At 46.2% G+C, this 26,835-nt stretch carries 24 protein-coding genes and 1 pseudogene; 7 read left to right on the top strand and 18 right to left on the bottom strand.

Features of this window, described 5'->3' with window-relative positions; translation table 11 throughout:
* Window positions 1-81 precede the first annotated feature (81 nt).
* Window positions 82-483: a hypothetical protein gene (locus tag FKV70_RS21275; RefSeq protein ID WP_063206878.1), complete on the top strand. Its 402-nt coding sequence runs from the start codon at window positions 82-84 to the stop codon at window positions 481-483.
* A gap of 74 nt (window positions 484-557) precedes the next feature.
* Here FKV70_RS21275 and pyk read toward each other — a convergent pair whose 3' ends face one another.
* Window positions 558-1,973 carry a pyruvate kinase gene (pyk, locus tag FKV70_RS21270; RefSeq protein WP_063206875.1) on the bottom strand — a complete coding sequence of 472 codons (1,416 nt, stop codon included), beginning with the start codon at window positions 1,971-1,973 and terminating at the stop codon, window positions 558-560.
* Between the two features lie 178 nt (window positions 1,974-2,151).
* Between pyk and FKV70_RS21265 the strand changes: the two genes are divergently transcribed.
* Window positions 2,152-2,940, top strand: a complete 789-nt coding sequence (locus FKV70_RS21265; protein ID WP_142614250.1) for a helix-turn-helix transcriptional regulator — start codon at window positions 2,152-2,154, stop codon at window positions 2,938-2,940.
* Between the two features lie 128 nt (window positions 2,941-3,068).
* Here the strand turns inward: FKV70_RS21265 and FKV70_RS21260 are convergent, their stop codons facing one another.
* The 5 genes from FKV70_RS21260 to FKV70_RS21240 form a co-directional block, all read right to left on the bottom strand.
* A complete protein-coding gene (locus tag FKV70_RS21260; RefSeq protein WP_081276719.1) occupies window positions 3,069-4,487 on the bottom strand; it encodes a sucrose-specific PTS transporter subunit IIBC in 1,419 nt (472 codons plus the stop codon).
* Between the two features lie 68 nt (window positions 4,488-4,555).
* Window positions 4,556-6,031, bottom strand: a complete 1,476-nt coding sequence (locus FKV70_RS21255; protein ID WP_142614248.1) for a glycoside hydrolase family 32 protein — start codon at window positions 6,029-6,031, stop codon at window positions 4,556-4,558.
* A gap of 180 nt (window positions 6,032-6,211) precedes the next feature.
* Complete coding sequence (locus FKV70_RS21250) at window positions 6,212-7,234, bottom strand: LacI family DNA-binding transcriptional regulator (RefSeq protein ID WP_142614246.1); 1,023 nt, start codon at window positions 7,232-7,234, stop codon at window positions 6,212-6,214.
* A gap of 166 nt (window positions 7,235-7,400) precedes the next feature.
* On the bottom strand, window positions 7,401-8,243 hold the full coding sequence (locus FKV70_RS21245) for an aldo/keto reductase (protein WP_142614245.1): 843 nt from the start codon (window positions 8,241-8,243) through the stop codon (window positions 7,401-7,403).
* A 31-nt stretch (window positions 8,244-8,274) separates the two neighbouring features.
* Complete coding sequence (locus FKV70_RS21240) at window positions 8,275-9,471, bottom strand: MFS transporter (protein WP_142614244.1); 1,197 nt, start codon at window positions 9,469-9,471, stop codon at window positions 8,275-8,277.
* 140 nt (window positions 9,472-9,611) lie between these two features.
* On the opposite strand from FKV70_RS21240, the gene FKV70_RS21235 reads away from it, so the two are divergent.
* On the top strand, window positions 9,612-9,977 hold the full coding sequence (locus FKV70_RS21235) for a winged helix-turn-helix transcriptional regulator (RefSeq protein WP_063206854.1): 366 nt from the start codon (window positions 9,612-9,614) through the stop codon (window positions 9,975-9,977).
* Window positions 9,978-10,054: 77 nt separating this feature from the next.
* Here FKV70_RS21235 and adhP read toward each other — a convergent pair whose 3' ends face one another.
* Entirely contained in the window at window positions 10,055-11,071 is a 1,017-nt protein-coding gene (adhP, locus tag FKV70_RS21230; protein ID WP_063206851.1) for an alcohol dehydrogenase AdhP, read from the bottom strand.
* A 242-nt stretch (window positions 11,072-11,313) separates the two neighbouring features.
* Between adhP and FKV70_RS21225 the strand changes: the two genes are divergently transcribed.
* The gene (locus FKV70_RS21225) at window positions 11,314-12,147 is read left to right on the top strand and encodes a carbonic anhydrase (protein WP_142614242.1); all 834 of its coding nucleotides are present in this window, start codon (window positions 11,314-11,316) and stop codon (window positions 12,145-12,147) included.
* A gap of 120 nt (window positions 12,148-12,267) precedes the next feature.
* On the opposite strand, the gene FKV70_RS21220 is transcribed toward FKV70_RS21225, so the two are convergent.
* Window positions 12,268-13,554: a Gfo/Idh/MocA family protein gene (locus tag FKV70_RS21220; protein ID WP_142614240.1), complete on the bottom strand. Its 1,287-nt coding sequence runs from the start codon at window positions 13,552-13,554 to the stop codon at window positions 12,268-12,270.
* 137 nt (window positions 13,555-13,691) lie between these two features.
* Here FKV70_RS21220 and FKV70_RS21215 point away from each other — a divergent pair, with 137 nt between their 5' ends.
* The gene (locus FKV70_RS21215; RefSeq protein WP_142614238.1) at window positions 13,692-14,528 is read left to right on the top strand and encodes a helix-turn-helix transcriptional regulator; all 837 of its coding nucleotides are present in this window, start codon (window positions 13,692-13,694) and stop codon (window positions 14,526-14,528) included.
* 11 nt (window positions 14,529-14,539) lie between these two features.
* Here FKV70_RS21215 and FKV70_RS21210 read toward each other — a convergent pair whose 3' ends face one another.
* The 9 genes and pseudogenes from FKV70_RS21210 to FKV70_RS21170 all read right to left on the bottom strand — a co-directional run bounded on the left by FKV70_RS21210 (window position 14,540) and on the right by FKV70_RS21170 (window position 23,795).
* Window positions 14,540-15,370, bottom strand: a complete 831-nt coding sequence (locus tag FKV70_RS21210) for a carbohydrate ABC transporter permease (protein ID WP_142614237.1) — start codon at window positions 15,368-15,370, stop codon at window positions 14,540-14,542.
* On the bottom strand, window positions 15,360-16,232 hold the full coding sequence (locus tag FKV70_RS21205; RefSeq protein ID WP_063206835.1) for a carbohydrate ABC transporter permease: 873 nt from the start codon (window positions 16,230-16,232) through the stop codon (window positions 15,360-15,362). The genes FKV70_RS21210 and FKV70_RS21205 overlap by 11 nt, the downstream gene beginning before the upstream one ends.
* Before the next feature lie 38 nt (window positions 16,233-16,270).
* Window positions 16,271-17,569: an ABC transporter substrate-binding protein gene (locus tag FKV70_RS21200; RefSeq protein WP_142614235.1), complete on the bottom strand. Its 1,299-nt coding sequence runs from the start codon at window positions 17,567-17,569 to the stop codon at window positions 16,271-16,273.
* Window positions 17,570-17,779: 210 nt separating this feature from the next.
* Window positions 17,780-18,337, bottom strand: a complete 558-nt coding sequence (locus FKV70_RS21195; protein ID WP_142614233.1) for a GNAT family N-acetyltransferase — start codon at window positions 18,335-18,337, stop codon at window positions 17,780-17,782.
* A gap of 130 nt (window positions 18,338-18,467) precedes the next feature.
* Window positions 18,468-19,493, bottom strand: a complete 1,026-nt coding sequence (locus FKV70_RS21190; protein WP_142614231.1) for an iron ABC transporter permease — start codon at window positions 19,491-19,493, stop codon at window positions 18,468-18,470.
* Window positions 19,494-19,768: 275 nt separating this feature from the next.
* Window positions 19,769-20,218 (bottom strand): hypothetical protein, encoded by a 450-nt coding sequence (locus FKV70_RS21185; RefSeq protein WP_142614229.1) that lies wholly within the window; start codon window positions 20,216-20,218, stop codon window positions 19,769-19,771.
* A gap of 181 nt (window positions 20,219-20,399) precedes the next feature.
* Window positions 20,400-20,633 (bottom strand): annotated as a pseudogene (locus FKV70_RS21180) (DUF1304 domain-containing protein); the annotation flags it as partial.
* A gap of 137 nt (window positions 20,634-20,770) precedes the next feature.
* Window positions 20,771-22,282 (bottom strand): methyl-accepting chemotaxis protein, encoded by a 1,512-nt coding sequence (locus FKV70_RS26965; RefSeq protein ID WP_142614226.1) that lies wholly within the window; start codon window positions 22,280-22,282, stop codon window positions 20,771-20,773.
* 259 nt (window positions 22,283-22,541) lie between these two features.
* Window positions 22,542-23,795, bottom strand: coding sequence for a cation:dicarboxylate symporter family transporter (locus FKV70_RS21170; protein ID WP_063206805.1), 1,254 nt, complete (start codon window positions 23,793-23,795; stop codon window positions 22,542-22,544).
* A 213-nt stretch (window positions 23,796-24,008) separates the two neighbouring features.
* On the opposite strand from FKV70_RS21170, the gene FKV70_RS21165 reads away from it, so the two are divergent.
* Together FKV70_RS21165 and FKV70_RS21160 are read left to right on the top strand one after the other, a co-directional pair.
* Entirely contained in the window at window positions 24,009-25,313 is a 1,305-nt protein-coding gene (locus FKV70_RS21165) for a sensor histidine kinase (protein WP_142614224.1), read from the top strand.
* A 5-nt stretch (window positions 25,314-25,318) separates the two neighbouring features.
* Window positions 25,319-26,248, top strand: a complete 930-nt coding sequence (locus FKV70_RS21160) for a response regulator (protein WP_063206799.1) — start codon at window positions 25,319-25,321, stop codon at window positions 26,246-26,248.
* Between the two features lie 103 nt (window positions 26,249-26,351).
* On the opposite strand, the gene FKV70_RS21155 is transcribed toward FKV70_RS21160, so the two are convergent.
* Window positions 26,352-26,834, bottom strand: coding sequence for a MarR family transcriptional regulator (locus FKV70_RS21155; protein WP_142614222.1), 483 nt, complete (start codon window positions 26,832-26,834; stop codon window positions 26,352-26,354).
* Between the last annotated feature and the right edge of the window lies 1 nt (window position 26,835).

Below are 26,835 nucleotides of genomic sequence, written 5' to 3'. Positions count from 1 at the left end.
GTAGACTTTACTCCCGTTGGATATCCATATACCGCTCCACCTTGTCAGAATTTTAATGAAACACAAAGGAGACTTACAACTATGAATCGAAAACGAATGTTGGTCATCTGCACACTGTTGCTGGCGTTATCTATTGGGCAGTCTTCCACTTGGGGAAGTCGGGCTAATGCTGCTGCACTGGCTCCAGAGAAAGCCCTCCAGGTACAGGACAATGAAGCTTCCAAGGATGATGATGATCTGTTAAGAACACTGGGTATATCCTCGGATGAGGAATTATATGACGCGTTATATAACGGTCAAACCTTGGCTGATATTGCACAAGCTCATAATCAGGATGCTCAGGCTATCGTTGATTTGCAGGTAGCTCAGTTAACAGAGCAGTTGGATCAACGACTGGCCAATAACAGCATTACACCTGAACAATACCAAGCCCATAAGGCAGAATTGACTCAGGTCGTTGCCAAAAGTGTATTCGGACTATAATCCTAAGGCACGACTGAATGTGAAAAAGGCGCTGAATCCATAGAGGATCAGCGCCTTTTCTGTATTGATCTAGCTTACACTTGATATACCCGGATCAGGTTGGTAGTGCCTGCCTCAGCGACAGGAACACCTGCCGACAGGACTACAGTATCCCCTTTATGGATATAGCCTGCATTGAGGGCGTTGCGGATAGAAGATTCGAACATTTCATCCGTTGTTGCTACTTTATCCCCCTTGATCGGAATTACACCGGACAACAGACAAATTTTAGCGAATACCGTATTATTCGGGGTAACCGCAATGATCGGTGCCTTCGGACGATATTTGGACACCATCCGTGCCGTGAATCCACTAGCCGTCGAGGTAATAATCGCTTTGGCATCCAGCTCCAGAGACGAACTCACCGCACCCTGACTAATGACTTCGGTAATGTTGGTGCTTTGGCGTGCTCTGCGCTTATCGAACTGCTCCTGATAATCCAATTGCGATTCCGCTCTGGCAGCTACTGCAGCCATGGTCCGTACGGATTCAACAGGATATTTACCTGCAGCAGATTCGCCGGATAGCATCACTACGTCAGCTCCTTGCATAACAGCATTAAACACGTCACTGACTTCGGCTCTCGTCGGACGCGGGTTCACCTGCATGGATTCGAGCATGTGAGTAGCAACGATAACGGGCTTGCCGACCAGATTACATTTGTCGATCATTTCTTTTTGCATCACCGGCACGTCTTGAATCGGCACTTCCACGCCCAGGTCGCCACGAGCTACCATAATACCGTCTGAAGCTTCGATGATGTCATCCAAGTTTTCCATACCTTCAGCATTTTCAATTTTGGAATAAATCTGTACATGCTCAGCCTGGTGTCCCTTCAAAATTTCACGGATTTCGCGGATGTCGTCGCCTTTACGCACAAAAGAAGCCGCAATCAGCTCAATGCGCTGCTCCACCCCAAATTGGATGTGCTTCACATCACGTTCCGTTACGCCTGGAAGAGTGGTATGAATCCCTGGCAGGTTCACACCTTTTCTTGGTTTCAAAACACCGCCACTTACGATATTACAAATCATTTCCGTTTCTTCGACAGAGGTTACAGTCAAGTCAACCAGACCGTCATCAATGAGAATACGGTCACCTGGTTTGATGTCCTTCGGCATATCCGGATAATTCACCGAAATACGATGCTCGTCCCCCAAAATCTCTTCCGTGGTCAGAATGAGCTGACTGCCTGGCTTCAGCAGCACAGATGCCTCTTTCAGCTTGCCAATCCGTATTTCCGGTCCTTTAATATCCATCATGACAGGGATACAGGTATTCATTTCCTTCGCAGCCTGCCGCACATTTTCAATACGTTTAACGTGATCCTCCAGCTCCCCGTGAGCCATGTTTAGGCGGGCTACCGTCATACCAGCCTGGATCATTTCTTTTAACAAATCAACGGAATCGCAGGCAGGTCCCATAGTACAAATAATTTTCGTTTTTAGCATAGTAATGTCATCCTCCTGAATGTCTTTACTGTATAGCTTCTTCTCCACTTTGCTTCTCTATCTACATTAAACTTATATAGTTCTATTCTACCTGTACTCGTTCACCAAGACTATGAACTATAGTATGATGGATGTATTACAGTATGATGAATGTTGAAGACATTGGAGAGTGAGTTTTGTGATTACATTGACGGGTATACGACAGGACAATGGCGTAGACTGGTATGAAAAGGCTGGTGCAAATACCGACAACGATGACTTGCTGTTCATTTTGGTCACCTTTGGCAAATGTGTATATTGGGTGAACGATAGCAAGATCATTCTCGGCAAGGGTGAAGCTCTGCTTTTACCCCGTCATCTGAATTACTATGGCAAGAGCATTCCTACGCTTTTCCATACCAAGTATGTGATACATTGCCGCAAAACATGTACGAACGGCACACTTCCCATACTGGATACAGACCAGCCGTTATGGGTCAAACCCGGATGCTACGATTTGCTGCATGAACGGATCAAATCGATGTATTATCAATGGACTGAACACCCAAGCTACTACGCCCTGATGGCTGACTGTCTGCTGACCGAAGCCATGATTTATATGAACCAAGAATGGGACAAAGGTACCGTTCCTCGCGATAAAGAACGGCATGTAGAACATATGAAACAGTACATTCAGAATCACTACAGGGAAAAGGTAACCAAAGAAGAGCTTGGTGATGCCATCCGCAAAACCCCCAATTATGCCGCGACGCTGCTGCGGGAGGTTACAGGCCAAACGATCAGCGAGCATGTACATACGCAACGTATTAAAACCGCCATCTACATGTTAACGGAGTCTCGGCTAACAGTTCGTGAGATTTCAGAGTACGTGGGATATAGTGATGTGTCTTATTTTCATCGAATCTTCAAACGCTTAACAGGCTGTTCCCCGTCGGAGTTTCTGCATGAGCGTTCCTCCATCGTCTGATCTGATAGCCTGAATCCAAACTCCATAGTTAGAAAAAATGGCCGCCCCACATGGAGTTCATGTAGAAGCGACCATAATATTTATACTACGTGCATGAATCTGCGTGTATTTGTGCTGACTGGATGATATTAATTGGAGGAACCCGCTGTTTTGACTTTCTCCAGCATTTTATCGTTAAAGCCAAACATCCAAGTCAAGACAAAAGATACAACCATCGCAGCCAGATTCGCTAAAATATAAAACGGAAGCTGATGGTTCATGTAGAGCAACGTACCTGGAATCACTGTAACTGCCATCCCTGTAGCCGCCAAATGCAAGACTGAAGCAATAAAGCCACCAACCGCCCCGCCGATGAGACCCATGACAAAAGGCTTCATATATCTCAGGTTGACCCCGAAGATAGCTGGCTCTGTAATCCCCAGGAAAGCGGAGAACGAAGAAGGAAGAGCCAACGCTTTCAGCTTGCTGTCCTTCGTTTTCAGACCAACCGCCAGACAAGCAGCACCCTGGGCAGCCATAGCGCAGGTAATAATAGCATTAAAGGCATTTACACCGTTCTTTTCAAGCAGTTGGATCTCCAGAAAGTTAAAAATATGATGCACACCTGTAACGACGATAATCTGATGCAAAAAGCCGATGATAATCCCGGCAATACCGAAAGGTAAATCCAGTACAAATGTTGTTCCATGCAGCACCCATTCTTCAAGTGAATGGAACACTGGACCGATGGCAAACAGTCCCAAAGTGATCATAATCAACAGTGTTAAAAATGGTGTAAGAATCAGGTCCAGCGCTTCAGGTACCCGTTTGCGCAGCGCCCGTTCCAGCTTGGCTCCGATCAAACCGACGAAGAAGGCTGGCAATACCGAGCCTTGATAACCGACGACAGGAATGAAACCGAACATCGTCAACGGGTGGGCTGAGCCGTCGGCAACACTATATGCGTTGGGTAGGGCCGGGTTTACCAGCATCAGACCGAGAACGATACCCAGCACCGGGCTGCCGCCGAATACTCTAAAGGCTGACCATGCAACTAATGCCGGTAGAAAAGCAAAAGCCGTATCCGTTAAAACTTGTGTATATAATAAAAAGTTAGGTGAAATATCCTGCGGCGTCATACCGAACAGAGCGAGAATTTGCGGCTGAGTGAGCAAACCGCGCAGCCCCATGAACAGCCCCGTAGCGACTAGCACAGGAATAATCGGTACAAATACATCGCCAAAGGTACGAATCGAGCGCTGGAAGACGTTGCCCTCCTTTTTCGCCTGACTCTTGACCTCTTCTTTAGATGTACCTGTCACACCGAGCTTTTCAACCTCTTCAAAAATCCGATTGACCGTACCTGTACCAAAAATAATCTGATATTGACCTGAATTGAAGAAAGCACCTTTGACCTTGTCGATCTCCTCTACTTTAGACTGGTCAATCTTTTCTTTGTCATGCACCATAATCCGCAAGCGTGTCGCACAGTGAGCAAAGGAGGCGATATTTTCTTTTCCGCCGATCGCTTCGATCACTTCTTTAGCTATTTCTCTGTTTTCCGCCATGATGTTCATCCTCTCGTTCATTTCCGTTATGTTTGCTGATTAACGATCCACTTGTTGAATTAGCCTGCTCATGTAAAATCCCATTTTACCGCTTGGAAGAGAGCCTCTCCCTTGTCAGCAAAAAAGCGTATTTCGTCACTCTCTGGGTGCGGAAATATACGACTAGTGAACACTTCTTCCCCATCATTTACGAAAATCTCCACCGAAGATGTATCTACAAACAAATGAAGTTTGATATGATCTTTATCCCACGCACACTGCCGTACTTCACCATACTCAGCGGCTACAGACTCACCCGATTGCGAACGGTCCAATACAAGTTTGCGGCTGATGGCGTTATATTTTATCACCGTTTTCTCTGTCTCACTCGCACGGAATTCGATGCCAAATATATTCGCATCCAAAAGATCTACTTCACAGATCAGCTCATACGCTGTACCTTTAAATCCTTCATAGGTTTTGCTCTCTGAGGACAACGTATCAGCTACCCGATCCTCCCTATTTCTACGCAGCGTGGTTAGTTCTGGGATCGGGCGTTGCAAGAGTTTTCCCTCATAAAGCGTAAGTTCCCTTGGTAACGTCAGACAATGGGCCCATCCGTTTGGATCTGTCGGATATTCGATATCCGGCAGTCCCATCCAGGCCACCATAATACGCCGTCCCTGCGGGTCAATCATCGTCTGCGGTGCATAGAAGTCAAAGCCCCGGTCAAGCTCATGGAATGCACCGTGCTCCAGTGTTCTTGTCTTTGTATCCAGCAGTTGTCCGATGACGTAGCCCGATTGATAAATATTGTGGTTTTCATCCCCGGAAGGCTCCAAGCCCTGTGGAGAGAAGACCAAGACACCCGCTCCGTTCAGTTCAAAATAATCTGGACATTCCCACATATATCCGAACGATTTCAGCCCCGTGTTCAGTTCTCCCTCGAACTGCCAAGTATGGAGATCGGTTGAGCGATAAAGGACAACGCAGCCCGTTGAGTTCGTTCGCTGGGCACCAATCACACAATAGAAACTATCGCCGTCCTTCCACAGCTTGGGATCACGAAAATGATCTGTATAGCCTTCTGGCACATGGTCTATAACAGGATGCTCCCACTTGGTAATCTGACCGTTCTCATCCATGACAGCCATGCATTGATAAGGATGTCTGATCCAGTTTTCGTCTCGTGTATTTCCTGTATACATCATGTATAATTTGCCCTCATGCTCCAGCGCGCTGCCGGAATATGCCCCATGCGAGTCGAAATGGTCTCCAGGTGTGATACCAATGCCTGCACTATTCCATGTGGCCAAATCTTTGGATTTCAAATGATACCAATATTTCATCCCATGATCAGTTCCGAGTGGGAACCACTGATAAAATAAATGGTATTCACCTTGATAATATGAAAATCCATTCGGATCATTAAGCAAACCTGTCGGTGGCTGGATATGAAACGACTGTCGCCACGGACATTGCTCCACCTTTTTCTGCAAGCTCGCTATTTCACCGGGCTCTGCCTGCTCAATTAGTCGATACTTTTGTTCTCTTGTCATTTTCATAGGTGTACCTCATTTTTTAAAAACTTTGATTTAGGGAACCGGTTCCAAGACAAGGAAAAATATTGGACCGGAACCGGTTCCCATGCGATTAAAAAAAATACTCATCCATGGATTTGCAACCGATTCCAATTGTGCAAGAGTGCAATGGAACCGGTTTCGAAGAAATTATAATCCACCTGTTCAGCGTTTGTCAACGCTTTCTCTTTCAATAAGGGAATAATCCATGACCGTCACTGGCTCTACCGTTTTATGTTCTACCAGCCGTACAATATTTTGTGCTGCTACACGTCCAGCCTCCATATACGGATATTGAACAGTTGTTAGCGCAGGGTGAATGACCTCTGTGATATCGTATCCCCCAAAGCCAGTTACCGACAAGTCCGACGGGATGGTAATTCCTTTGGAATAAGCCGCGTTGATTACCCCAAGCGCGATATTATCTGTAGCACACACCATTAACGATGGCTTGAATTGGTCCAAGATGGCAGATGCGGCAATCCGTGCATCGGACATTTTAAACCCGGTTTCATAGTACCGTATATCATACCCGGCGGCTCGCATTTCCTCGTCCGTATAACATCCAGCAGGCAATGCATCACGTACAGCCTGCCTAAAGCCCTCTTTGCGCTGCACACCGACAGCCACATCTCTTTCAGTAACCCCGACATAGGCAATTTCACGGTGGCCTTGCGACAGGACATATGCACCGATATCGTATCCAGCACGATAATCATCATGGATAAGGCTATGGATCTGCTCATGCTGTTGACCTACCAGCAATACCGGAATACTGATGTCTTGAATTGCGGTCAGATGGTCGTCTGTAATTTGAGCAGCCAGCAGAATGATGCCTGAAATTTTTTGCCGTGCGAATTCATAGATCGCCTCGATTTCACGTTTTACATCCTGACTTGTATTCGAGATCAGCATCTGGTAATGCTGGGAACGTAGCTCCTCATCAATCCCCATTAACGTATGGGATGTCGCAAAAGAATCCAGTCGTGGCACGACCGTTCCGATAATGTTGGTTCGTTTTGCTTTTAGACTCTGGGCAAAGGTGTTTGGCACATATCCCGTGGCTTTAACCACCTTTTCAATTTTACGCTTTGTGTCCAGGCTGACGGATCCACCGTTCAAAAAACGGGATACCGTGCTCTTGGATACACCAGCCATTTGGGCTATATCTGCAATCGTCTTATTCATGAGGTCCCCCGGAGATTTTCATTTTCATAGGCGTCTAAAACTTCTCATTTCATATAATTCTATAATACCATATGGCGGGATTGGATTGCTGTAGCTCCAGATTTCTCATATACAAAAAGCCGTCCCTTCCATGAAGAAGGAAACGGCGTTATAGAATGGACTGAATTTAAAAATCAAAGTTGTCCGGATCTGGACCTACACGCAGATTGGCATTTAACGCCTGAATTCGATCCATATCCTCACGCGTCAATTCAAAGTCAAAAATATCGGCATTTTCGATGATTCGATGCGCCTTGGTGGACTTGGGAATCGTCACGACTCCCTGCTGTATATCCCAGCGTAAAATCACTTGAGCTACCGTTTTTCCGTGCTTGTGTGCGATCTCTTGCAGTACCGGATGATCCAGCAGCTGGCCTTGCATAAGCGGGGACCAGGCTTCCATTTGGATGTTGTTCTTTTGACAGAATTGCAGCAGCTCGGCTTGGGTTAATTGCGGGTGGAATTCCACCTGATTGACCATTGGCTTGATTTCTGCATCCTTCATGAGATCTTCCAAATGATGAATTTGGAAGTTGCTGACTCCGATGGCCTTAATTCGTCCTTCTTTGTACAAGGACTCCAAGGCTCTCCAGGCTTCTTTGTACTTCCCTTGAACCGGCCAATGAATCAGGTAAAGATCGAGATAGTCCAGTCCCAGTTTGTTCAGGCTTGCTTCATAAGCTGCCCGTGTCTCTTCATAGCCTAAATCTGCATTCCACACTTTGGACGTGACGAACAGATCTCCTCTGGACAGATTATTCTCCAACAGAGCCTCCTGAATAGCCTGTCCCACGCTGTTTTCATTTGCATAGATTGCCGCTGTATCTATACTACGGTAGCCATGCTTTACAGCAGCCTTTACAGCATTGACCAGCTCTGAGCCTTCTTCCACTTTAAATACCCCGATGCCAAACCAAGGCATGTGGACTCCGTTGTGCAATGTTGTAGTGCTCTGTAGGTTTTGTGTCATTTTGTATCTTCCTCTCTGTTTTTTAAAAGTTTTAGCCTACCAAGGCGGTTGTATCCCTTTTGTCAAGCATACGACTCCAGGCTGTCAGTAGAACCGCCACCAAAACCATTACCCCACCGACCCAAGTTGTATGCATGAGACCTAGTGAATCCGTCACAATGCCTCCCACATATGCCCCGATTGCGATCCCTGCGTTGAAGGCCGCAATATTAACAGCCGAGGCGACATCGACCGCTTTGGGTGCAAAACGTTCGGCTAGCATAACTACATATACCTGTAGACCCGGCACATTCATAAATGCAAGCAAGCCCATAAAGAAAATTGTCATTAACCCTGCCGCTTTGAATGGTACGGTAAACCACAGCAAGAACAGGATCACAGCTTGAATGAGAAACATATAAAATAAAGCTGAAAGCGGCCTGCGATTTGCAGCTTTTCCACCGATCACATTCCCGATAGCAATGGCAATTCCATACAATAAGAGAATGAACGTTACTGTATTTTGTCCAAAACCGGTTATGTCGTGAAGTAATGGAGATAAATAAGTAAACACGACAAACGTGCCTCCGTATCCCAAGGCAGTAATGATAAATGCAAGTAGCAAGCGACCATTCGTAACCAGTTTGACCTGCTCACCCCATGGGGTCTTGTTTCCTTTTCGCAGTGTAGAGGGCAGCAGGATCAGATTGGCGATGAGTGCCACAACACCGACCACCACAATCGCCATAAATGCAACCCGCCAACCCCATTGCTGCCCAACGTAGGTACCCAACGGCACCCCTGTGACGGTGGCTACGGTCAAACCGGAGAACATAATCGAAATTGCACTCGCCCGCCGATCATCGGGAACAAGATCGGCTGCGATAGTGGACCCGATGGACATGAACACTCCATGGGAGAACGCCGAGATGATACGTGCAATCAGCAGCAGGGTAATTCCGCTAGAGACTGCGGCAAGGCTGTTCCCTGCTATAAACACAATCATGATCCACAGCAGCAGCGTTTTACGAGGAACACTCGATGTTAATGAGGTCAACACAGGCGCCCCGATAGTAACCCCCAACGCATACAGCGTTACAGTTAATGCGGACATCGTTACAGATATGTGCAAGTCTTCAGCGATCAGGGGAAGCAGTCCTACGCTGATGAACTCAGTTGTCCCAATGGCAAAGGCGCTTACGGCTAAAGCCAGTAAAGGCCAAATACTTCGTTTGGATTCTGGCGACATGTTTTTCACTCCTATCTATAGTAATCTTGGACCAGCAGATGTTATTATGAGGTATTCAATTCATTATGAACAGTACGTACTTTTTAGTGATATAGGTACCAAAAAGTACCCTAGAGGCGACATACACGGAGGGATCGGCGTTGGGAAAGAAAAAATACAATATTTCTGTTGAGGCAACATTAGAGGTGATCGGAGGAAAATGGAAATGTGTGATTCTGTGTCACTTGACCCACGGTAAGATGCGGACAAGTGAATTAAAGCGAATGATGCCTTCTATAACACAAAAAATGCTGACTCAGCAGCTGCGTGAATTAGAGGAGGACGGCATTGTCAATCGGATTAGCTATAATCAGGTTCCACCCAAAGTGGAGTACGAGCTTAGTGAATATGGATGTAGTTTGAAAGGCATTCTGGATTCTCTGTGTGCCTGGGGAGAAAAACATATCATTAAAGAATACGGGGATAAATCGGCGGTTCTGGAGGATAATATTCTGAATAAGCTGTAATGCAAAAAAGCGTCTGCAGTGGATCGGCAGGCGCTTTCTCTCTTGGATTTCCCAGAGTTACGAATGGGACATCATTTTTATTTTGTGAAATCGATGACCATACGTCCTTGGATTTTTCCATTCTCCATCTCTTCGAAGATTTCATTAATATCTTCGATTGGACGCTTTTGTACAAGAGGAACAACTTTACCTTCTGCAGCGAACTGGAACGCTTCTTTAAGGTCTTCACGAGTACCGACCAAGGAACCGATTACTTGAATACCGTCCAGAACCAGACGTGGAATGTCCAGATCCATCTTATCGGTTGGAAGACCTACAGCTACGACACGTGCGCCAGCTTTCACAACGTCAATCGCTTGATTGAAAGGTGTTTTGGCAACAGCAGTAACCACGGTTGCATCCAGCCCAGCACCGTTCGTTAATTCCTTAGCTCGGGCGACTGGATCTTCCTTCATGCTGTTAACAACATAGTCAGCACCAATTTTCTTGGCCAGTTCGAGTTTTTCATCACTGATATCAAAGGCTACAACTTTAGCATTGAATACATTTTTGGCGTATTGTACAGCCAGGTTACCCAAGCCGCCAATACCGAAGATACCGATCCATTGGCCTGGTCTGATATCACTTACTTTAACAGCTTTATATGTTGTAACTCCTGCGCAAGTTACGCTGCTTGCAGCGGCAGGATCAAGATTGTCTGGTACTTTGACCGCATAGTCAGCTGTGACAATACATTGTTCTGCCATTGCACCATCTACTGTGTATCCAGCATTTTTAACTTCACGACACAAAGTTTCCCGTCCTGTCAAACAGTATTCGCAGTGACCGCAGCTTTCGAACATCCAGGCAATACTTACGCGATCGCCAATTTTAAGACTGGTTACTCCTTCGCCTAATTCAATGACTTTACCAATACCTTCATGTCCCAGTACTCTGCCTGTAACATCACCGAAATCTGCATTTTTCACGTGTAAATCTGTGTGGCAAACCCCACAATATTCAACTTGGACTAACGCTTCTCCATGTTTCAGGGAGCGCAAAGGTTTCTCTTCTACACTAACTTTCTTGTCTTTTGTAACTATGGCTGCTTTCATGTAGATCTCTCCTTTGAGTGGATATGGAATTATTTTGTAATGCACACCCCACTATTATAGTTACTTCCCCCAAAGAGGACAAACAAATATTTCACTACTTCATTATTTTGTCTACACCCCGGTAATCATAAGCAACCATTTCTACCTTTTTCCTAAGTCCTTGTACCCTTGCAGGAACTTTGTACAGTAATTTACAATGTAAAAAGTTTCACACACTCTATTTGGAAGAAGGATAAAGAAACATGAAAAAACACTGGAGAGGTTGCTTATTCAGCATATTTTCCATCATCTTGGGATTGTCGATAACAGGATGTACACCATCCGCTACTTCTAGTGCTCCTAGCGCATCCTCGTCATCCGCTAGCAACGCACATGCAGTTGTCCAGAAAAGCGCGCATTGGTCCTACGAAGGGGATGAAGGGCCTGAGCATTGGGGGGAGCTGGAAAAGGATTTTGTCGCTTGTGGTCATGGTCAGGAACAGTCTCCCATCAACATAGAGCATTCCCATCTGAAAGATTCGCATACACAGCAACCATTGCAGGTTCATTATTCTACCACCAAATTATCCATACTGAATAATGGACACACCATCCAAGTCAATGCCGCTAGTCCCAGCAATGATATTGTCGTAAACGGCACTAAATTCACACTAAAGCAGTTTCATTTTCATCATCCAAGCGAACACCAAATAGATGGCAAAAATGCTGAAATGGAGCTTCATTTTGTTCATCAAAGCGATAGCGGAAGCACAGCCGTCTTAGGCGTCCTTATTCAAAAGGGGAAAGAAAACCAAGCTTTCAGCCGCATTTGGTCCAAACTTCCAAAGGATACCTCTCAAGAAGCGAACCTGGAGGGAGAAATAAACCTGGCCACCCTGCTGCCAAAAGACCTGCACTCCGTTCGCTACAACGGATCGCTGACTACCCCGCCATGCACAGAGCATGTGAATTGGACGGTGTTGGAGCAGCCTATTGAAATGTCGGCAGACCAGATTAATCAGTTTGCTGCCATCTTTCCCGATAACCATCGTCCTGTACAACAATTGGGAACCCGTGAGCTGGAGGCCGATAAATAGTAAACTATAGCGTCCTAAGATATAAAGTTCTTACTATCTTTAAATATAAACAAGAAGCCCCCTCGTTCATCTGGTTAGAGAGGGCTTCTTGCTATTAAAGCTGCTGCCTACCTACAACCGTTATAATCGCACCAGTTGCTCTACCTTCACTGGCTGTCCTGTGCGCATAGAGCGATTGGCGGCGATGCCCGTTAAAATGGACCATGCGCCGTCAATATGGGAGGCCGCACGATGAAACCGATCCTCTGCCGACTTATCAAAAATATCCCGTAGCATGACCGGATCTCCTCCGCCATGCCCCCCCACGCCTTCCTCTACTTCGACCTCGTAAGGCGCTGCAAAGTGAGGATAAATCGTGATGGTTTTCTCCTTTAACGCCCCCTCCTTTGCCTTGCTGCCACCGGAGTTAACATAGGATTGCTCGGATACCCGAACTTCCATTCTTCCCTTGGTGCCGTTAAATACGATGATAAAGCCCTCCCAAGGCATATAAGCGTTCAGTGAGTAATTCATCACTGTTCTGTTCTGATACTTCACCATGACACTCAGCGTATCCTCGATGCTGATATTATCGCCAAATACGCTTTGATCGCGTATATACCCATCCTCATGCTCCGCATCCAAATACATGCTTTTTAGATGCTCGTTACGATCCAGGTGTAAGGCAAAAGGGTCATTTTCCGCCGCCTTGCTGCCGTAAGCCCGCTGATAGAACTCCGTCACGCCTCGCTGCTCTGCATTCTCCCGGCCGTAAAATCTTAAATCACCCAGCGCATACACCGTCTCCGGCTTCGAGCCAAGCCAGAAGTTCATCAGATCAAAATGATGCGTCGATTTATGCACCAGCAGACCGCCGCTATTGCGCTTGTCCCGGTGCCAGCGGCGGAAATAATCCGCCCCATGCTGGGTATTCAGCAGCCATTCAAAATTGACTGACAAGATGTCACCCAGCGTCCCATCCATAATAACTTCACGAATTTTCGTATTATGCGGGGCGTAACGATAGTTAAAGGTGACGCGCAGCTTCCGTCCCGTGCGATCTATGGCATCCAGAATGTCTTGGCATTTGTCCTCGTCGACCGTCATCGGCTTCTCGGAAATGACATCACAGCCCAGTTCCATCGCCCGGATAATATATTGATGATGCACCCGGTCAATGGTGGTGACGATGACGATATCTGGCTTCGTCTCCGCGATCATCCGGTCAAATTCGTGAGCTTTATAAGTCGGAATCGGTTGGTGCTCGTATTTCTCCTGCAACAGCCGATTGGCATAATCCATTCTCGTCTGGTTGACGTCACAGAACGCAACCAGCTCCGATGCATCTTTGAAAACGGTAACAACTTCACCGTAAAAAAATTCAGCTCTTCCACCGGTGCCTACAAGTGCATATTTAATTTTAGCCAATTGGTTCACACCCTTTACATGAATTACTTACATTTTATAGTATAAGAAAGAGCAAAATCTTCACCTTTATTGTGAATTCATCCGAAAAGTATGCATATATTATCCTCATGAACGCCTTCATAAAGGAGAACGCTGCTATGATTGCTACACCTTTTTTTGCCATCGAGCAAGCGCTTCGGACGGTGCCGTTTAGCATGTCTGCCGACCATGTCCATCAAGCGCATGAAATCTATTATCTGCTGGCAGGAGAGCGCTACTACTACATTAATCAGCGTGTATACGCGTTACAAAAGGGCGATCTGATCTGGATCAGCAAACATGATTTTCACCGTACGAGTAACAAGGGGAGCGACAGCCATGAGCGAATTTTGATCAACTTTGATGAGGCGTTTGTAGCCTCGTCCACGCCTGTCACTCCATCCGTCGTTCAAAGCCGCCCGCTTTTGCCTGAAAAAAGCTTTTTGCTTCGCCCCTCCGCGCAAGAACAACGCAAGCTGGAGCATTTGTTCCAGCAAATGCTGGATGAATACCATCAAGAGCATGCCTACCGTCATATGTATCTTCAAAGCCTATTGCTCCAGCTGCTGATCCGAATCGGCCGCATACAGTCAACGGCTCCTGACACTATAGCACCGGAACGCAGCGAGCAGCAGCAACGTGTGTACTCGGTGATTGAGTACCTGCATGCCCACTATGCCGAGAAGCTGTCGTTGGAGCAACTGGCAGGACATTTTTATATTAGCAGCACGTATCTATGCCGCATTTTCAAGCAGACCACTGGCTTTACTCTGGTCGAGTATCTTCAGGATGTGCGGGTCCAGCAGGCTCGGGCCTATTTGAAGGAAACGAACTGGAAAGTGACCGCCATTGCTGAAAAAACAGGCTTTGACAGCATCGCTCACTTTGGGCGTGTGTTCAAGCATTTCACCGGACATACTCCGTTACAGTACCGGAAAGCACACAAAAAGGAGTAGGGAAAACGCCCCTACCCCTTGATGCCTGTTAAGGTAATGCCTTCAATAATTTGCTTTTGAGCGATGATGTAAACGATGAGCACCGGCACGACAGAGATGGTGGTGCCTGCCATCATCAGTGACCAATCGGCGGTATATAGTCCTTTGAAATTGTTGAGCAGAAGCGGAACCGTAAATTTCTCCGGTGTATTGAGATAGATCAGCGGATCAAGAAAGCTGTTCCAGGCACCCAAAAAGGTGAAAATTCCAATCGCCGCCAATGCTGGACGAATGAGTGGCAGAATGACACTCCAGTAAATGCGAATGTATCCCGCCCCGTCCATGACTGCTGCTTCCTCCAGATCTCGCGGAATACCCATGACGAATTGACGGAGCAAAAACACCGCGAATGCATTAAACAAGGCCCCAGGCACGATTAGCGACCAATGCGTATCCAGCCAACCCATACGATCCATCACCAGGTATAACGGAATCATTGTCACCTGCTTAGGTACCATCATCGTAGCGAGGAACAATATAAACAATATATTCGAACCCGGAAAACGGATTTTAGCAAAAGCATACGCCGCCATAGACGCGCTAATCAACGTTGCTGTCACAATGATAAACGTAATGTAAAAGCTGTTCATGTACGCCTGCACAAAAGGCATCGCCTCCAGCGAAGCCGGATAGTTACTCCATACGAACGGATCGGGAATCCATTGCGGCGGAACGACAAAAATTTGAGAAATATCCTTTAGCGAACTAAGGATGGTCCATAGAAATGGAAAAAACATGATTAAAGAGCCGACAGCGAGCAGCACATGGCGCAGGAACACCCTGCCTCTGCAACTAATCTCCATAGTGCACCCACCTCTTTTGCATTTTGAATTGCAGCAGTGTAAATATGAGAATGATTACGAATAGAATCATCGCCGCTGCCGCACTTTCTCCCATTGTGAAATCAATGAACGCCTGATCGTAAATGTGATATACGAGCGTATAGCTGGCTTTGGCCGGCCCTCCGTTCGTCATGACGAACGCCTGATCGAACACCTGAAAAGAGCTGATGACCATCATAATGGTCACAAAAAAGGTCGTTGGCGACAATAGCGGCAATGTAATATACCTTAACTGCTGAAACTTGCTCGCCCCATCAATCTCGGCTGCCTCGTAATAGGTTTTGGAGATGCCCTGGAGCCCTGCCAAAAAAATAACCATATTGTACCCCAATCCCAGCCATATGCTAAGTAGAGCAATCGACGGGATCACCCAATGCGTATCGGTCAGCCACATCGGGCCTGCAATCCCAATCGCTCGCAGCAGGTGGTTGAAAATGCCGAATTCACCGTTCAGTATCCACATCCAGATGACCCCAACCGATACCGAACTGGTTACGACAGGCATGAAAAAAAATAAACGATAGATTTCCCGGCCCTTCACTTTATTGAGCACGATGGCTACGAGCAAGGCTAGCACAATCCCCACCGGGATGACCAGTGCCATATAATACATCGTATTGATGAGTGCCTTCCAAAAATCGGGGTCAGATAATTGACCTTTAAAATTATCCAAGCCGACAAACAAAGGTACGCCAAAACCATCCCAATTGACAAAGCTTAAGTAAAATGCATATAGCAAGGGCAGCAACGAAAAACATAACAAACCAAGAAACTGGGGGCCAATGAATAAATAGCCCCACAGCGCTTGATGCTTTTTGTGCATCTTGTCACCTTCCTCCCCGGTCACGATCCATCCCGTGTTTACTTGATCGCCTTGGATATGATCTGATTCAACTTTTCAATGGTTGTCGCAGCATCCTGCTTGCCCAAGAACATCAAGTCAATGGTTTCCGTGATATCCGAGTTCAACCCCGGCACCTGTGCGTCATAAGCCAATGTAGAACCATAAGCGTGACCTTTATCACGTCCTTCGGTCAAATAGCTTGAATGCTCAATCTTCGCCTTTTTCATTATGCTCTCATCTGCGGCGGCAAGCGTACCCATGGCATTTCCGCCTTCGACCAGCCGTGCCTCCTGCCCTTTCACAGAGACATAGAAGGCTGCCAGCTTCATCGCCTCTTGCACATGCGGGCTATTTTTGTTGACAGCTACATATGCAACCGGAATGGCAACAGGTTCATTTTTACCGGTGTTAGAGGGCCAGTAGATATAATCAAAGTCGAGGCTTTTGTTTTGGCTAAACAAAGGCTCCAGCCATCTTCCCGCCGCCAGCATGCCGACCTGATTGGACATGAACATCGCATCTGCTCCCTGCCCTTTCGGAAGGGAACCAAGGTATACCGCGTTTCCCTTTTTCACCATATCGTGCATGAAGACGAAGGCTTCCTTGCCCTTTTCATTGTGGTCCAGCACATATTTGCCTTGTTCATCAAAGATCCGGCCACCATTCGACCACACCCATGAATACCAGTGAGCCCACCAGTTCTCCGCAATATAGCCCTGCTTTCCAGCTGCCTTCAGCTTGGAGGTAACCTCCTCAAAGGCGTCCCAGTTCCACTTGCCTTCGTCATAGTATTCCTGCGGTGTCTTCACGCCTGCTTCCTTAAATACCTTTTTGTTGTAGTACATAACCATCGGGTTGGAGTCGGGAGTAACCCCATAGATTTCCCCATCACGCTTGGCTGGTCCCCATAATCCTTCCGGGAAATCCTCAGCCTTTACGTCGCTTGCTTCACTTTTTAGAAATTCGCCCAAAGGCTGCACCTGTTTTGCTCTGATCAAACGTGCCATCGTCGATTCATAGGAATAAAAGACATCCGGTCCGTGGCTTCCCTGTAGCTGTGTCAACAGTTTTTGCTCATATTGGTCTCCCGGTACAGGTACCAGCTTAACCTCGATATTCGGATTTTCCTTTTCAAATGCATCCAGGGCCCGCTGATACACCTTCACCTCCGCTGGATTACCCCAAGCCTGCATCGTAAGCCGCACCTTTTGCCCATCTGTATTTTCTATTTTGGGAGAAGTGCTGCATGCCGCTGCAAGTAATAACAGAACGCTGAGGAAAAATCCAACTTTTATCCAGCTCATGTAATTGTCCATCTTAATCGCCTCCTGTAGCTTCGCATGGTTGTGTGCCCATTTACATTGAAGCGCTTACAAAACTTTCCCTATCATCATATGTAGAAGAGGGAATTGCGATATCCCCATTTTCATTTTTAAATAAATTTTTTCTTTTGGACACAACAAAAAAAGAAGAATGCAGATGACCTGCCTCCTTCTTTCGTATTCCTACAGCTACAATTCCGTTTTCTATGAATTGATTAGCATCTTTTCAAAAGTGTTATAGCCATTCATTTCGCCCATATAGGTATAGCCGCATTGTTTATAAAACCCGCTAAGCTTGTCATTGCCCGCAATACAGTCTAGACGGATTCGATCCTTGCCTGCAAAATGGATGCCTTGCTCAATCCACTGCATGAGCTCACGACCCAGCCCCTTCCCACTATTATCTCGATCTACAACCAAACGATGCAGATATACGGAAGTTCCTTCCTCGGAATCTGTCTCCTCTAATCCCCACAACCTACTATCCCAAGCACTGGGCTGCTGCTGCAAGATCACTGCACCTGCCAAGCGATGATCCTTTGACGTTCGGAAAATAACCACTTCTCCGCGTGCAATAGCGCCACCCAGATTGTGGTCATCTTCTCCTCTTAGTAATTTGCCCCATTGCGCGGAACCCTTGCTGTGCAGCCATCTAGCCGTCTTTAAAATTAACTCGTGAACCTCAGCCTGATCTTCAGCACTTGCCTGAAAAGCTGTTAATCCTGGTTTGACGGATGATTCGACAATAATCATTGATGTCATGCTGCACCTCAACCCTCTGATTAATTTATTACGTATAAAATATAGCATAAAAAAGAGAGTATGATGAGTTGGTAGAGCAGTATGATAACAGCCCAGCTGTGGGGTAAATATTACATCATTCGATAATCTATTACTTCTCAAGCAGAGAGCTTCTTTTCCATTCTCTCCACACCATAAAGATCAAGAAGGGAATGCCGATGCAGGCCAGCACCGGGGTTAAGGGAATCCCAACCGGCTCGTTGATTCTAGCGGAAATGACTTTGGCCAGCATCAATAGGCCTCCCCCCCAGAGGATGGAGCCCAACATGAGCAGCCGCGGACGGTTTCCTATCATGCAACGCATGAAATACGGCACAATAAGCCCTATATATCCGATGGTGCCACATGCCCACACCGTAGCAGCGGTCAACACAATTACAAAGGGAATGTACAGGGGTCTAAGCAGCTTGGGGAATGCGAAGACAGATCCTGCAACGAGGAGTGTAACCAAGGCAAGCCAAAACGTGAATGATCCTTCCCTTATTCCCCAGCCTCCCACAGAAATTGCCCACTCTTGCTGATTTTCTCCAAGTAGCACAATATATCCAGAAATTGAACGAAGGGCAACATCAATAATGAAACCAATCATAAACAAATGAACCTCCGCAGACCGGCCACGAATGAAATGGATTTTATTCAATGTAAATACAATGAATCCCCCAAACACCGCCCCTGCAATACAAAGGGCCATACTACCAAAGGAGTCTAAGTTCATTCCAAGTAAAAGGACAACACATAGCCCCACCATTGCCCCAGGCATAAGTCCGGTTAAGGTGGGTGATGCAAACCGATTAGCTGTTCGTAATTGTAAGAGAGTTCCTGAAACGGCCAGACATCCTCCGAGCAACAACATATCCAAGGCAAATGGCAGACGAGTTTGGTATACAACCTCCTTCAATATAGGGTCAGGATTGGCAGAAAACAATACTTCCCATAACTCTGCATAGCTGATAGGGAATATACCTGTGGTTAGCGACAGGAATAAACTAAAGATCAATAAAGCCAAGCCTGCAACCAAGGTCAAAATAATTCTTTGTGGACGCGGTGGAACTGCGTTCGGTTCAGCGACGATCGTCCCATCTTCGCATTCACTCCTATGTATTTCTTGTTCATTCATCAGGCTTAAAATATCTCCTTTCCTCATTTCCCATAAAATACGAATGCCATTATACTCTTATCGGTCATATATGGTGAAAAATGTAACCTTTCTAATTATTTCAACCAATGATATCCGTGTGGGAAAGGATAAATGGTTGTAAACGGGGTGCCAATTCGTAAACCGTAACCTCTCAAGTATGAAAATGTTGAAAAGAATCGCATGAAAAAACGAGCTGGCCTCTTCGATCAGCTCGTTTCAATTCCTGATAAAGTGTATGACTCCATCTGCGTGATTTAATTCGTCTGTGCAGCAGGTACAATTCGGTACAATCCTGCAGCATCGCTAGTCGCAGGCCGTATCTCCTGAATGACCCAGCCTAATGACAGCACCTGCTGTAGCCGATCATACTCAGCCTGCGTCAGTTCGGATGTGACAGCTTCGCTTCCTTCCTCCAGAGACAGTTCAGGCTCACGTCCGAGCGCCACGATAATCCACGTACGAATGCCCCGGATCGTATTGTATTTGATCTGATACCCGTCTGTTACGGCGCTGACAAACACCTCTGGCTCTTTGGACGCCAGCCCGGTTACCAGTTCCGTATAATCAAACTGTCCATCTGTTGGCAGCTCATTTTGCTGCACCTGACGGATGAGTTCCTCATGGGACCAGCCTAATGAACGCAAAGATTCCAGCATGAGCGCGTCCCACTGGGAAATGCGTACTCTTTTCGTCGATTCAGTCATCGTTTTTTACCTCCTCTAGGTTATGTACACCGTAAAATCGATCTTAACCTAACGGCTAACCGGGTACGCCACATAATGACCGGGGCTAATTTCCTTCAGCTCGGCGGCAGCATTGCTGTCCTTGTCCCATACTCATTTAAGTGATCGAATTAGCAAAAATGACACTCGTTAAGAGTGCCTTTTAGAAGATCAGCAAACTGATTAAGGCCAGAATAGCAGGCAGGCCTTGCTTTAATAAAATAGACTTATTGGCAGTTAATGCACCATACACCGCAGCCACTACCACGCAAATGACAAAAAATAATTGGATTTGCCGCCCAATCACAGGATCGGGATAGACCAAACTCCACACCAATCCAGCTGCCAGAAATCCGTTATACAGCCCCTGATTGGCTGCTAGAGATTTGGTCAGTAGGCTCAAATCATTCCCTCTTTTCCACGTAAAGTTACTATGAGGTCATTTTCAGATTAATCCTCAAAAAGTATAGTTCATCTGCCAAAAACAGTAAAGAGACCGAGCCTATGGCTCGGCCTAGTTATTAGCACGAGGTCTTACATCGTTCTCGCAAAATCCAGCAAAGCTTTGGACATACTGTTGATCTCGTCCGTAGAAGCATTCACTTGCTGCGTTAGTGCAGCCTGTGTTTGTGTCAGCGTGGACATATTCCCAATGTTGTGCAAAATGCGCTCGATAAGTGTTTTCATTTCATCCAAACTAGTTTCGATATTCCCGGTCGCATCAGCACTGTGGATGGCAAGCTTTCTCACTTCATCTGCAACGACCGCAAAACCACGCCCCTGCTCGCCTGCTCGCGATGCCTCAATGGCAGCATTCAGACCCAGCAGATTCGTTTGATTCGCAATCTCTTTAATGAAGTTCGAAATGTTTTGCGTCTCCTCTGCGCTGACTTTGGCTTGATTGGCTGCCTCTGTCGATTGCTCTTGAGCCGTAGCCAGCTCCTGCGCCTGGTTACTAACCGAGTTAACGCCGTTCACCATTTCTGTAATGGAATCAGAGAGATGCTGAATTTTGAGCGTAAGCTCATCCGCGACAGCCTGCTTTTCCTTTTCTACTGTAATATCACGGATTGTTCCGGCAATGCGAATAGGTACTCCCTTACTATCGCGCAATGTTTTCCCACTGCAATAGTACCAGCGATGTTCACCATTCTTACGCACTAAACGGCATTCCATTTCGTACGGTGTGCGCCCCGTATAATCATTTAAATGATCATTCAAAACTTTAATCGCCATTTCAGCATCCTCAGGATACAGGATTGAAGCCCAACTGCTAAGCTTGCTTGGAAAATCCTGCTCGTCCTTAAAGCCCAGTGTTTCGCGGAATTGCGGTGACCACCAAAATGTATTATCCGGATTCTCTATGTCCCCTCCGATAATATTTACATCGTAAGGAGCTTCAACCAACACGAGGTTAATGAGGTCGTATCTTGTAACTAGCGCCTGAAGCTCCTCGGACTTAATCTTCTGATCATGCACATCCAGCAGAGCGCCTGCAATCCGAAGCGGGACTCCCTGCTCGTTGCGGATCGTCGTTCCGGTAGCCCGGAACCAGCGGTATTCTCCATGCTTCAGCTTCAAACGATACTGTACGTCGTAAGGCGTCTTTCCCGTAAAATCCAGCAAATGATCCGACAATTCTGCTAAAGACCTGTCATAATCTTCGGGGTGCAGTCGAGATGACCAGCTGTCCAATACATTAGGGAAGTCTTTTTCGTTCTGGTAGCCCAGCATAGCACGGAATTCTTCTGACCATGTGAACGTATTATTGGGATTGACGGGATCACCTGCAACGACCTCCATATCCCATAATCCAATCTCTATAGCCTTGGTCACAAGTTTCAGGCGGATGTCGACATGCTCAGCATCATTTTTCATGGAATCGATCGCTTGGTTAACATTGTTTGCGATTTCCTGAATCTCAGGAGATGTTGAGGACACCTGTATTGCAGCAGCATAATCCTTTTGCTGTATTCTTTGTGAGAGTTTGCGGCTTTCTTCTACTAAAGGAGCAAGTGATTCAGACTCATTTTTCTTGAGAAACATATATGATCTTCCCTTCTAAGCCAATATATAAAACGGTATAATTTAATATCGGAATTTTATTAAGAATCATTATAAATAAATCTATAATCGCATAGGTATTAAGACTTATTTTTCATGCCCATATACCTAAATTTCCATACAAAAAACATCGAAAAATGTCGAAAAAGGAAAGATATTTACAAGTCTGGAAACAAAAAGAACACCTCTGCAAGACTTCGCAAAGGTGTTTCTTGTTATCAGATCATCAGTACAATGTACCTCATTTAAGTGTGGCAACGTATTCCTCGCCTTTTTCTTTATCATATTGTCCTTCCCATTTGGACATGACGACAGCCGCAAGCGAGTTTCCTAAAACATTGACTACTGTACGCGCCATATCCAGGATACGATCAATACCCGCGATAAAGGCCAAACCTTCCAGCGGAAGATTCACAGCGCCCAGCGTAGCGAGCAACACGACAAAGGAAGCACCCGGCACACCTGCAATCCCTTTGGAAGAAATGATCAGCACGAGTACCAGTGTGATTTGGGTCGTAATCGGCAAATTGATGCCATACATTTGGGCAATAAAAATGGCAGCTAGTGCCTGATACAGCGTGGAGCCGTCCAGATTGAAAGAATATCCGATCGGAATGACAAAGGACGTAATTCCTTTTGGACATCCGAATTTCTCCATCTTCTCCATGATCTTAGGCAGGACACTTTCCGAGCTAGCCGTCGAATATGCAAGCAACAGCTCACTTTTCAAAATTTTGACCATAGTCCAGAGACGGGTGCCGCAAAGTTTGGCAATAATTCCAAAAACAATCACAATGAACAGTAACATAGAGCCGTACACTGATAGTACAAGTTTCAATAACGGCCATAACGAGGCCAATCCAAACTTGGCCACTGTCGTTCCAATTAGTGCAAATACACCGAACGGAGCCAGGCGCATAACCTGATTGGTTACCCAGAACATGGCATCGGCTACACCTTCAAAGAAATTGAGCACAGGTTTGCCCTTGTTGCCGATTGCCGCTACTCCTAGCCCGAATAATACGGAGAAGAATATAATAGCCAGCATATCTCCTTCGCCCAGGGCTTGAACAACATTGGTCGGTACAATGTGTACAATCGTATCTATAAAGCTATGACCTGACTTCTCCGCAGTCTCTACATAGGAATGAATATCGCTCTTGGCCAGGTGGGACATGTCCACGCCATCACCGGGTCGAACCAGATTGGCAACAAGCAGTCCAAACAGGATCGCAACGGTCGTTACAATTTCAAAGTACAGAATCGACTTCCCGCCGAGTTTCCCTAGCTTTTTCATGTCTCCGACACCGGCTACACCGATAATGAGCGTTGAGATTACAATAGGTACGACAATCATCTTGATCAAGCGGATGAAAATATCACCGATCGGCTTTAAGTAGACTTCCACCCCTGAATTGCCGTAAAATAAGGCACCAACAATAATACCTAAAGCCAGACCAATAAAGATTTGCATTGTTAAATTAATCTTTTTCACTTCATGTCCCCCCTCTGGCTGGTTTGTATATTTTTGCAGTATGCAGCTCTTAATATTCAATTGATGTTATTTATACTACAATCCGAACTATAAAAACCGACAGTTATCTACACATGTATTTGTTTTTTTCTATAAATTCACAAACATTAATGCTGAGCCTGTGAATTTATCTTACATTGCCTTTCTGAAACAAATACCCGGAGGTGAATATGGATGAAACTGAATACCCTTCTCTTCCTGCTGATGCTTATCTTTGTACCACTGGCAGGTGAGTTGAATATTCACCCGTTCAATAATACATTCCGTCTCAGCTTTGGTACGCCCGTATTTTTTTTCTTCCTGTTATCCATACGCCATATTCCGCCTGCACTATCAGGAGTACTTGCCGGGATCGCAGTAGTCGCCTTTCGCATTTCACTCAATCATTTCCTCCATCCCGGGTTTTCCTTTGAAGAGTTGGTGACCTTGCATGGACCTACCTTTTTTTATTACATGGTTTACGGCCTGCTCTTTCAGGTTCTTAACATTAATGCTGAGCCTTACCGCGCACTGCGCGTGGGCATGCTCTCGGTGGGGATTGAGGTTGCTGCAAGTGTGGCGGAACTTAGCGTCCGGCGAAGTATTGACGGGGATTTCTGGGACATCGTTAAGATCAGCCAAGTGGCTTTTATGGCTATGATCCGCAGCTTCTTCGTGCTTGGGTTCTATAATATGATTCGATTAAATCAATCAGTTCAGCACGAAGAGGCACAAAGACAGCAGACAGAGCGAATATTACTTATGGTATCGGACCTGTACGAGGAGTCAGTCCAGTTAGGCAAAACCCTGTCGCACGCAGAGCAAATTACCCGTGAAAGCTATGGGCTGTACCGCGAACTGCAGCAGGATGAATCTCTGAAAGATAGAGAACATTATGCCAGACAGGCACTTCGTATTTCCGGACAGGTTCATGAGATTAAAAAAGATAGCCAGCGGATTTTTGCCGGTTTGTCCAAGCTCATTGATTCCGAAAGCGACGTGCATTATATGACTTCACAGGAACTTGGCGAGCTGATCGTCCGAACGAACAGTAAATACGCTCAATCGCTGGGCAAGTCCATCCGTTTCACGCTGAATTTCGAGCCTTTGTTGCCCAAACTGCATGTTTATACCGTTCTCACTCTGATTAACAACCTGACATCCAATTCAGTGGAGGCGATGAAAGACAGCGGAAGGATTGACGTTTCCATTCAAATTCTACCGGGACAAGAGGATATAATATCGCTTAGTGTCACCGATAACGGTCCGGGTATCCCTGAGCGCAAACGGGAAATGATCTTCACACCGGGATACACGACCAAGTATGATGAGGGAGGACAGCCTTCGACTGGCATGGGTTTATTTTATGTGCGTGAAGTTGCGGAGAGCCTTGATGGAACGCTTGAACTGCTACAAAATGAAGATGAACATACAGATAGATTACAGACTACTTTTAGAATTATATTGCCTTTACGGAAACTGACGGAGAAAGGAAGATAGCCTGGATGCGTTTTTATATTGTAGATGACGATCAGGGGATTCGTTCTATGCTGGCAGACATTATTGAAGACGAGGGGTTAGGGGAGGTCGTTGGGGAAGCGGAGGATGGTTCCTACGTGAATAGCGGCCTGCTGGAGCTGAACCGGATTGATGTATTGCTGATTGACCTGCTAATGCCGCTTCGCGACGGCATTCAGACCGTACGTGCACTCGGTGATCAATTTAGCGGAAAAATCATTATGATTTCGCGGATTGAATCCAAAAACATGATCGGTGAGGCGTACTCGCTCGGTATTGAATATTATATTGCCAAGCCCTTGAATCGACTGGAAATTATTGCGGTTATCCAAAAGGTGACCGAACGCCTGCGCATGCAGCAGTCCATTACAGATATCCAGCGCACACTGCAAGGACTGTCGATGTTCACATCAAATGGTCCATCAGCGACAATGGAACCGACCCGAAACATTGTCAGCTCAGGGCAGTTTCTGCTCTCCGAAATGGGAATGATCGGCGAAGCCGGAAGTGTAGATTTACTGGACATGCTGGAGTACCTGGACCAATATGAGGAGGAAACAGGCAATCTTTCCCCGTATCTATTCCCCTCGCTAAAAGATATTTTTGCTAATATTGCGTCCAAACGGTTAGGAGAGTCAGCCTCAGCAATCGAGCTGAGCAAGGAAATCAAGGCATCGGAGCAACGTGTCCGCCGCGCCATTTTCCAGACATTAAGCCATATTGTATCGCTCGGGCTGACCGATTATACCCATCCCAAGTTCGAAAATTATGCATCCAAGTTTTTTGATTTTACAGAAATCCGCAAAAAAATGCTGGAGCTGCAAAACAATGTAGAGCCTTCCCTGTCCCAAGCCCGCATTAATACGAAAAAGTTTGTGCAAGTGCTCTATATGGAAGCCAAACGACTATTGCATTAAAAAAAAAGCACCTGCATCTCCCCATGTGGCTATCATCACACGGAGATTAATAGGTGCACATTTTGATGATTTAAATGTCCCTTGATTCGAGACTCTTACTCTGCTACTCCATAGCTTCCAAGAAGCCTACACCATCGGACAACAGACGTTTTAGAACATTTAGCTCCTCCGGGCTGTAGCGATTTAAAAATTGAAGTAACCGATGCTGTACCTCAGCATGCAGCCGCTCATGTACAAGAAAGAGCTTTTTTCCCAACGGGGTTAGCCGAAAATAAATTTCTTTCTTGTTGTCGTTCAGCTGGGTTCTACGAATCCAGCCTTCCTTGAGCAGCTTGGTGCTCACTTTTGAAACGGTACCTTTGCTCAGTTCCATTCGTTCAGCTAAGGTTGTAACATTGATCGGCTCATGCCTCCCGATACAATCCAGAACATGCACATCCGTCATATTGAGCGAAGTCATTCCATTAAATTGCTCCTGAATTTCTTCGAGAAAGGTCATGCTCTCTCTCTGCTGATGCTGCTCCCACTGGTGATTCATCTTAATAAGCAAATCATAGACATGCTGAACCGTTGTTGCCTTCTCCATA

The sequence above is a fragment of the Paenibacillus ottowii genome (assembly GCF_006874425.1).
Classification (GTDB): domain Bacteria; phylum Bacillota; class Bacilli; order Paenibacillales; family Paenibacillaceae; genus Paenibacillus; species Paenibacillus ottowii.
This window is presented reverse-complemented; position numbering and strand designations above follow the sequence as displayed.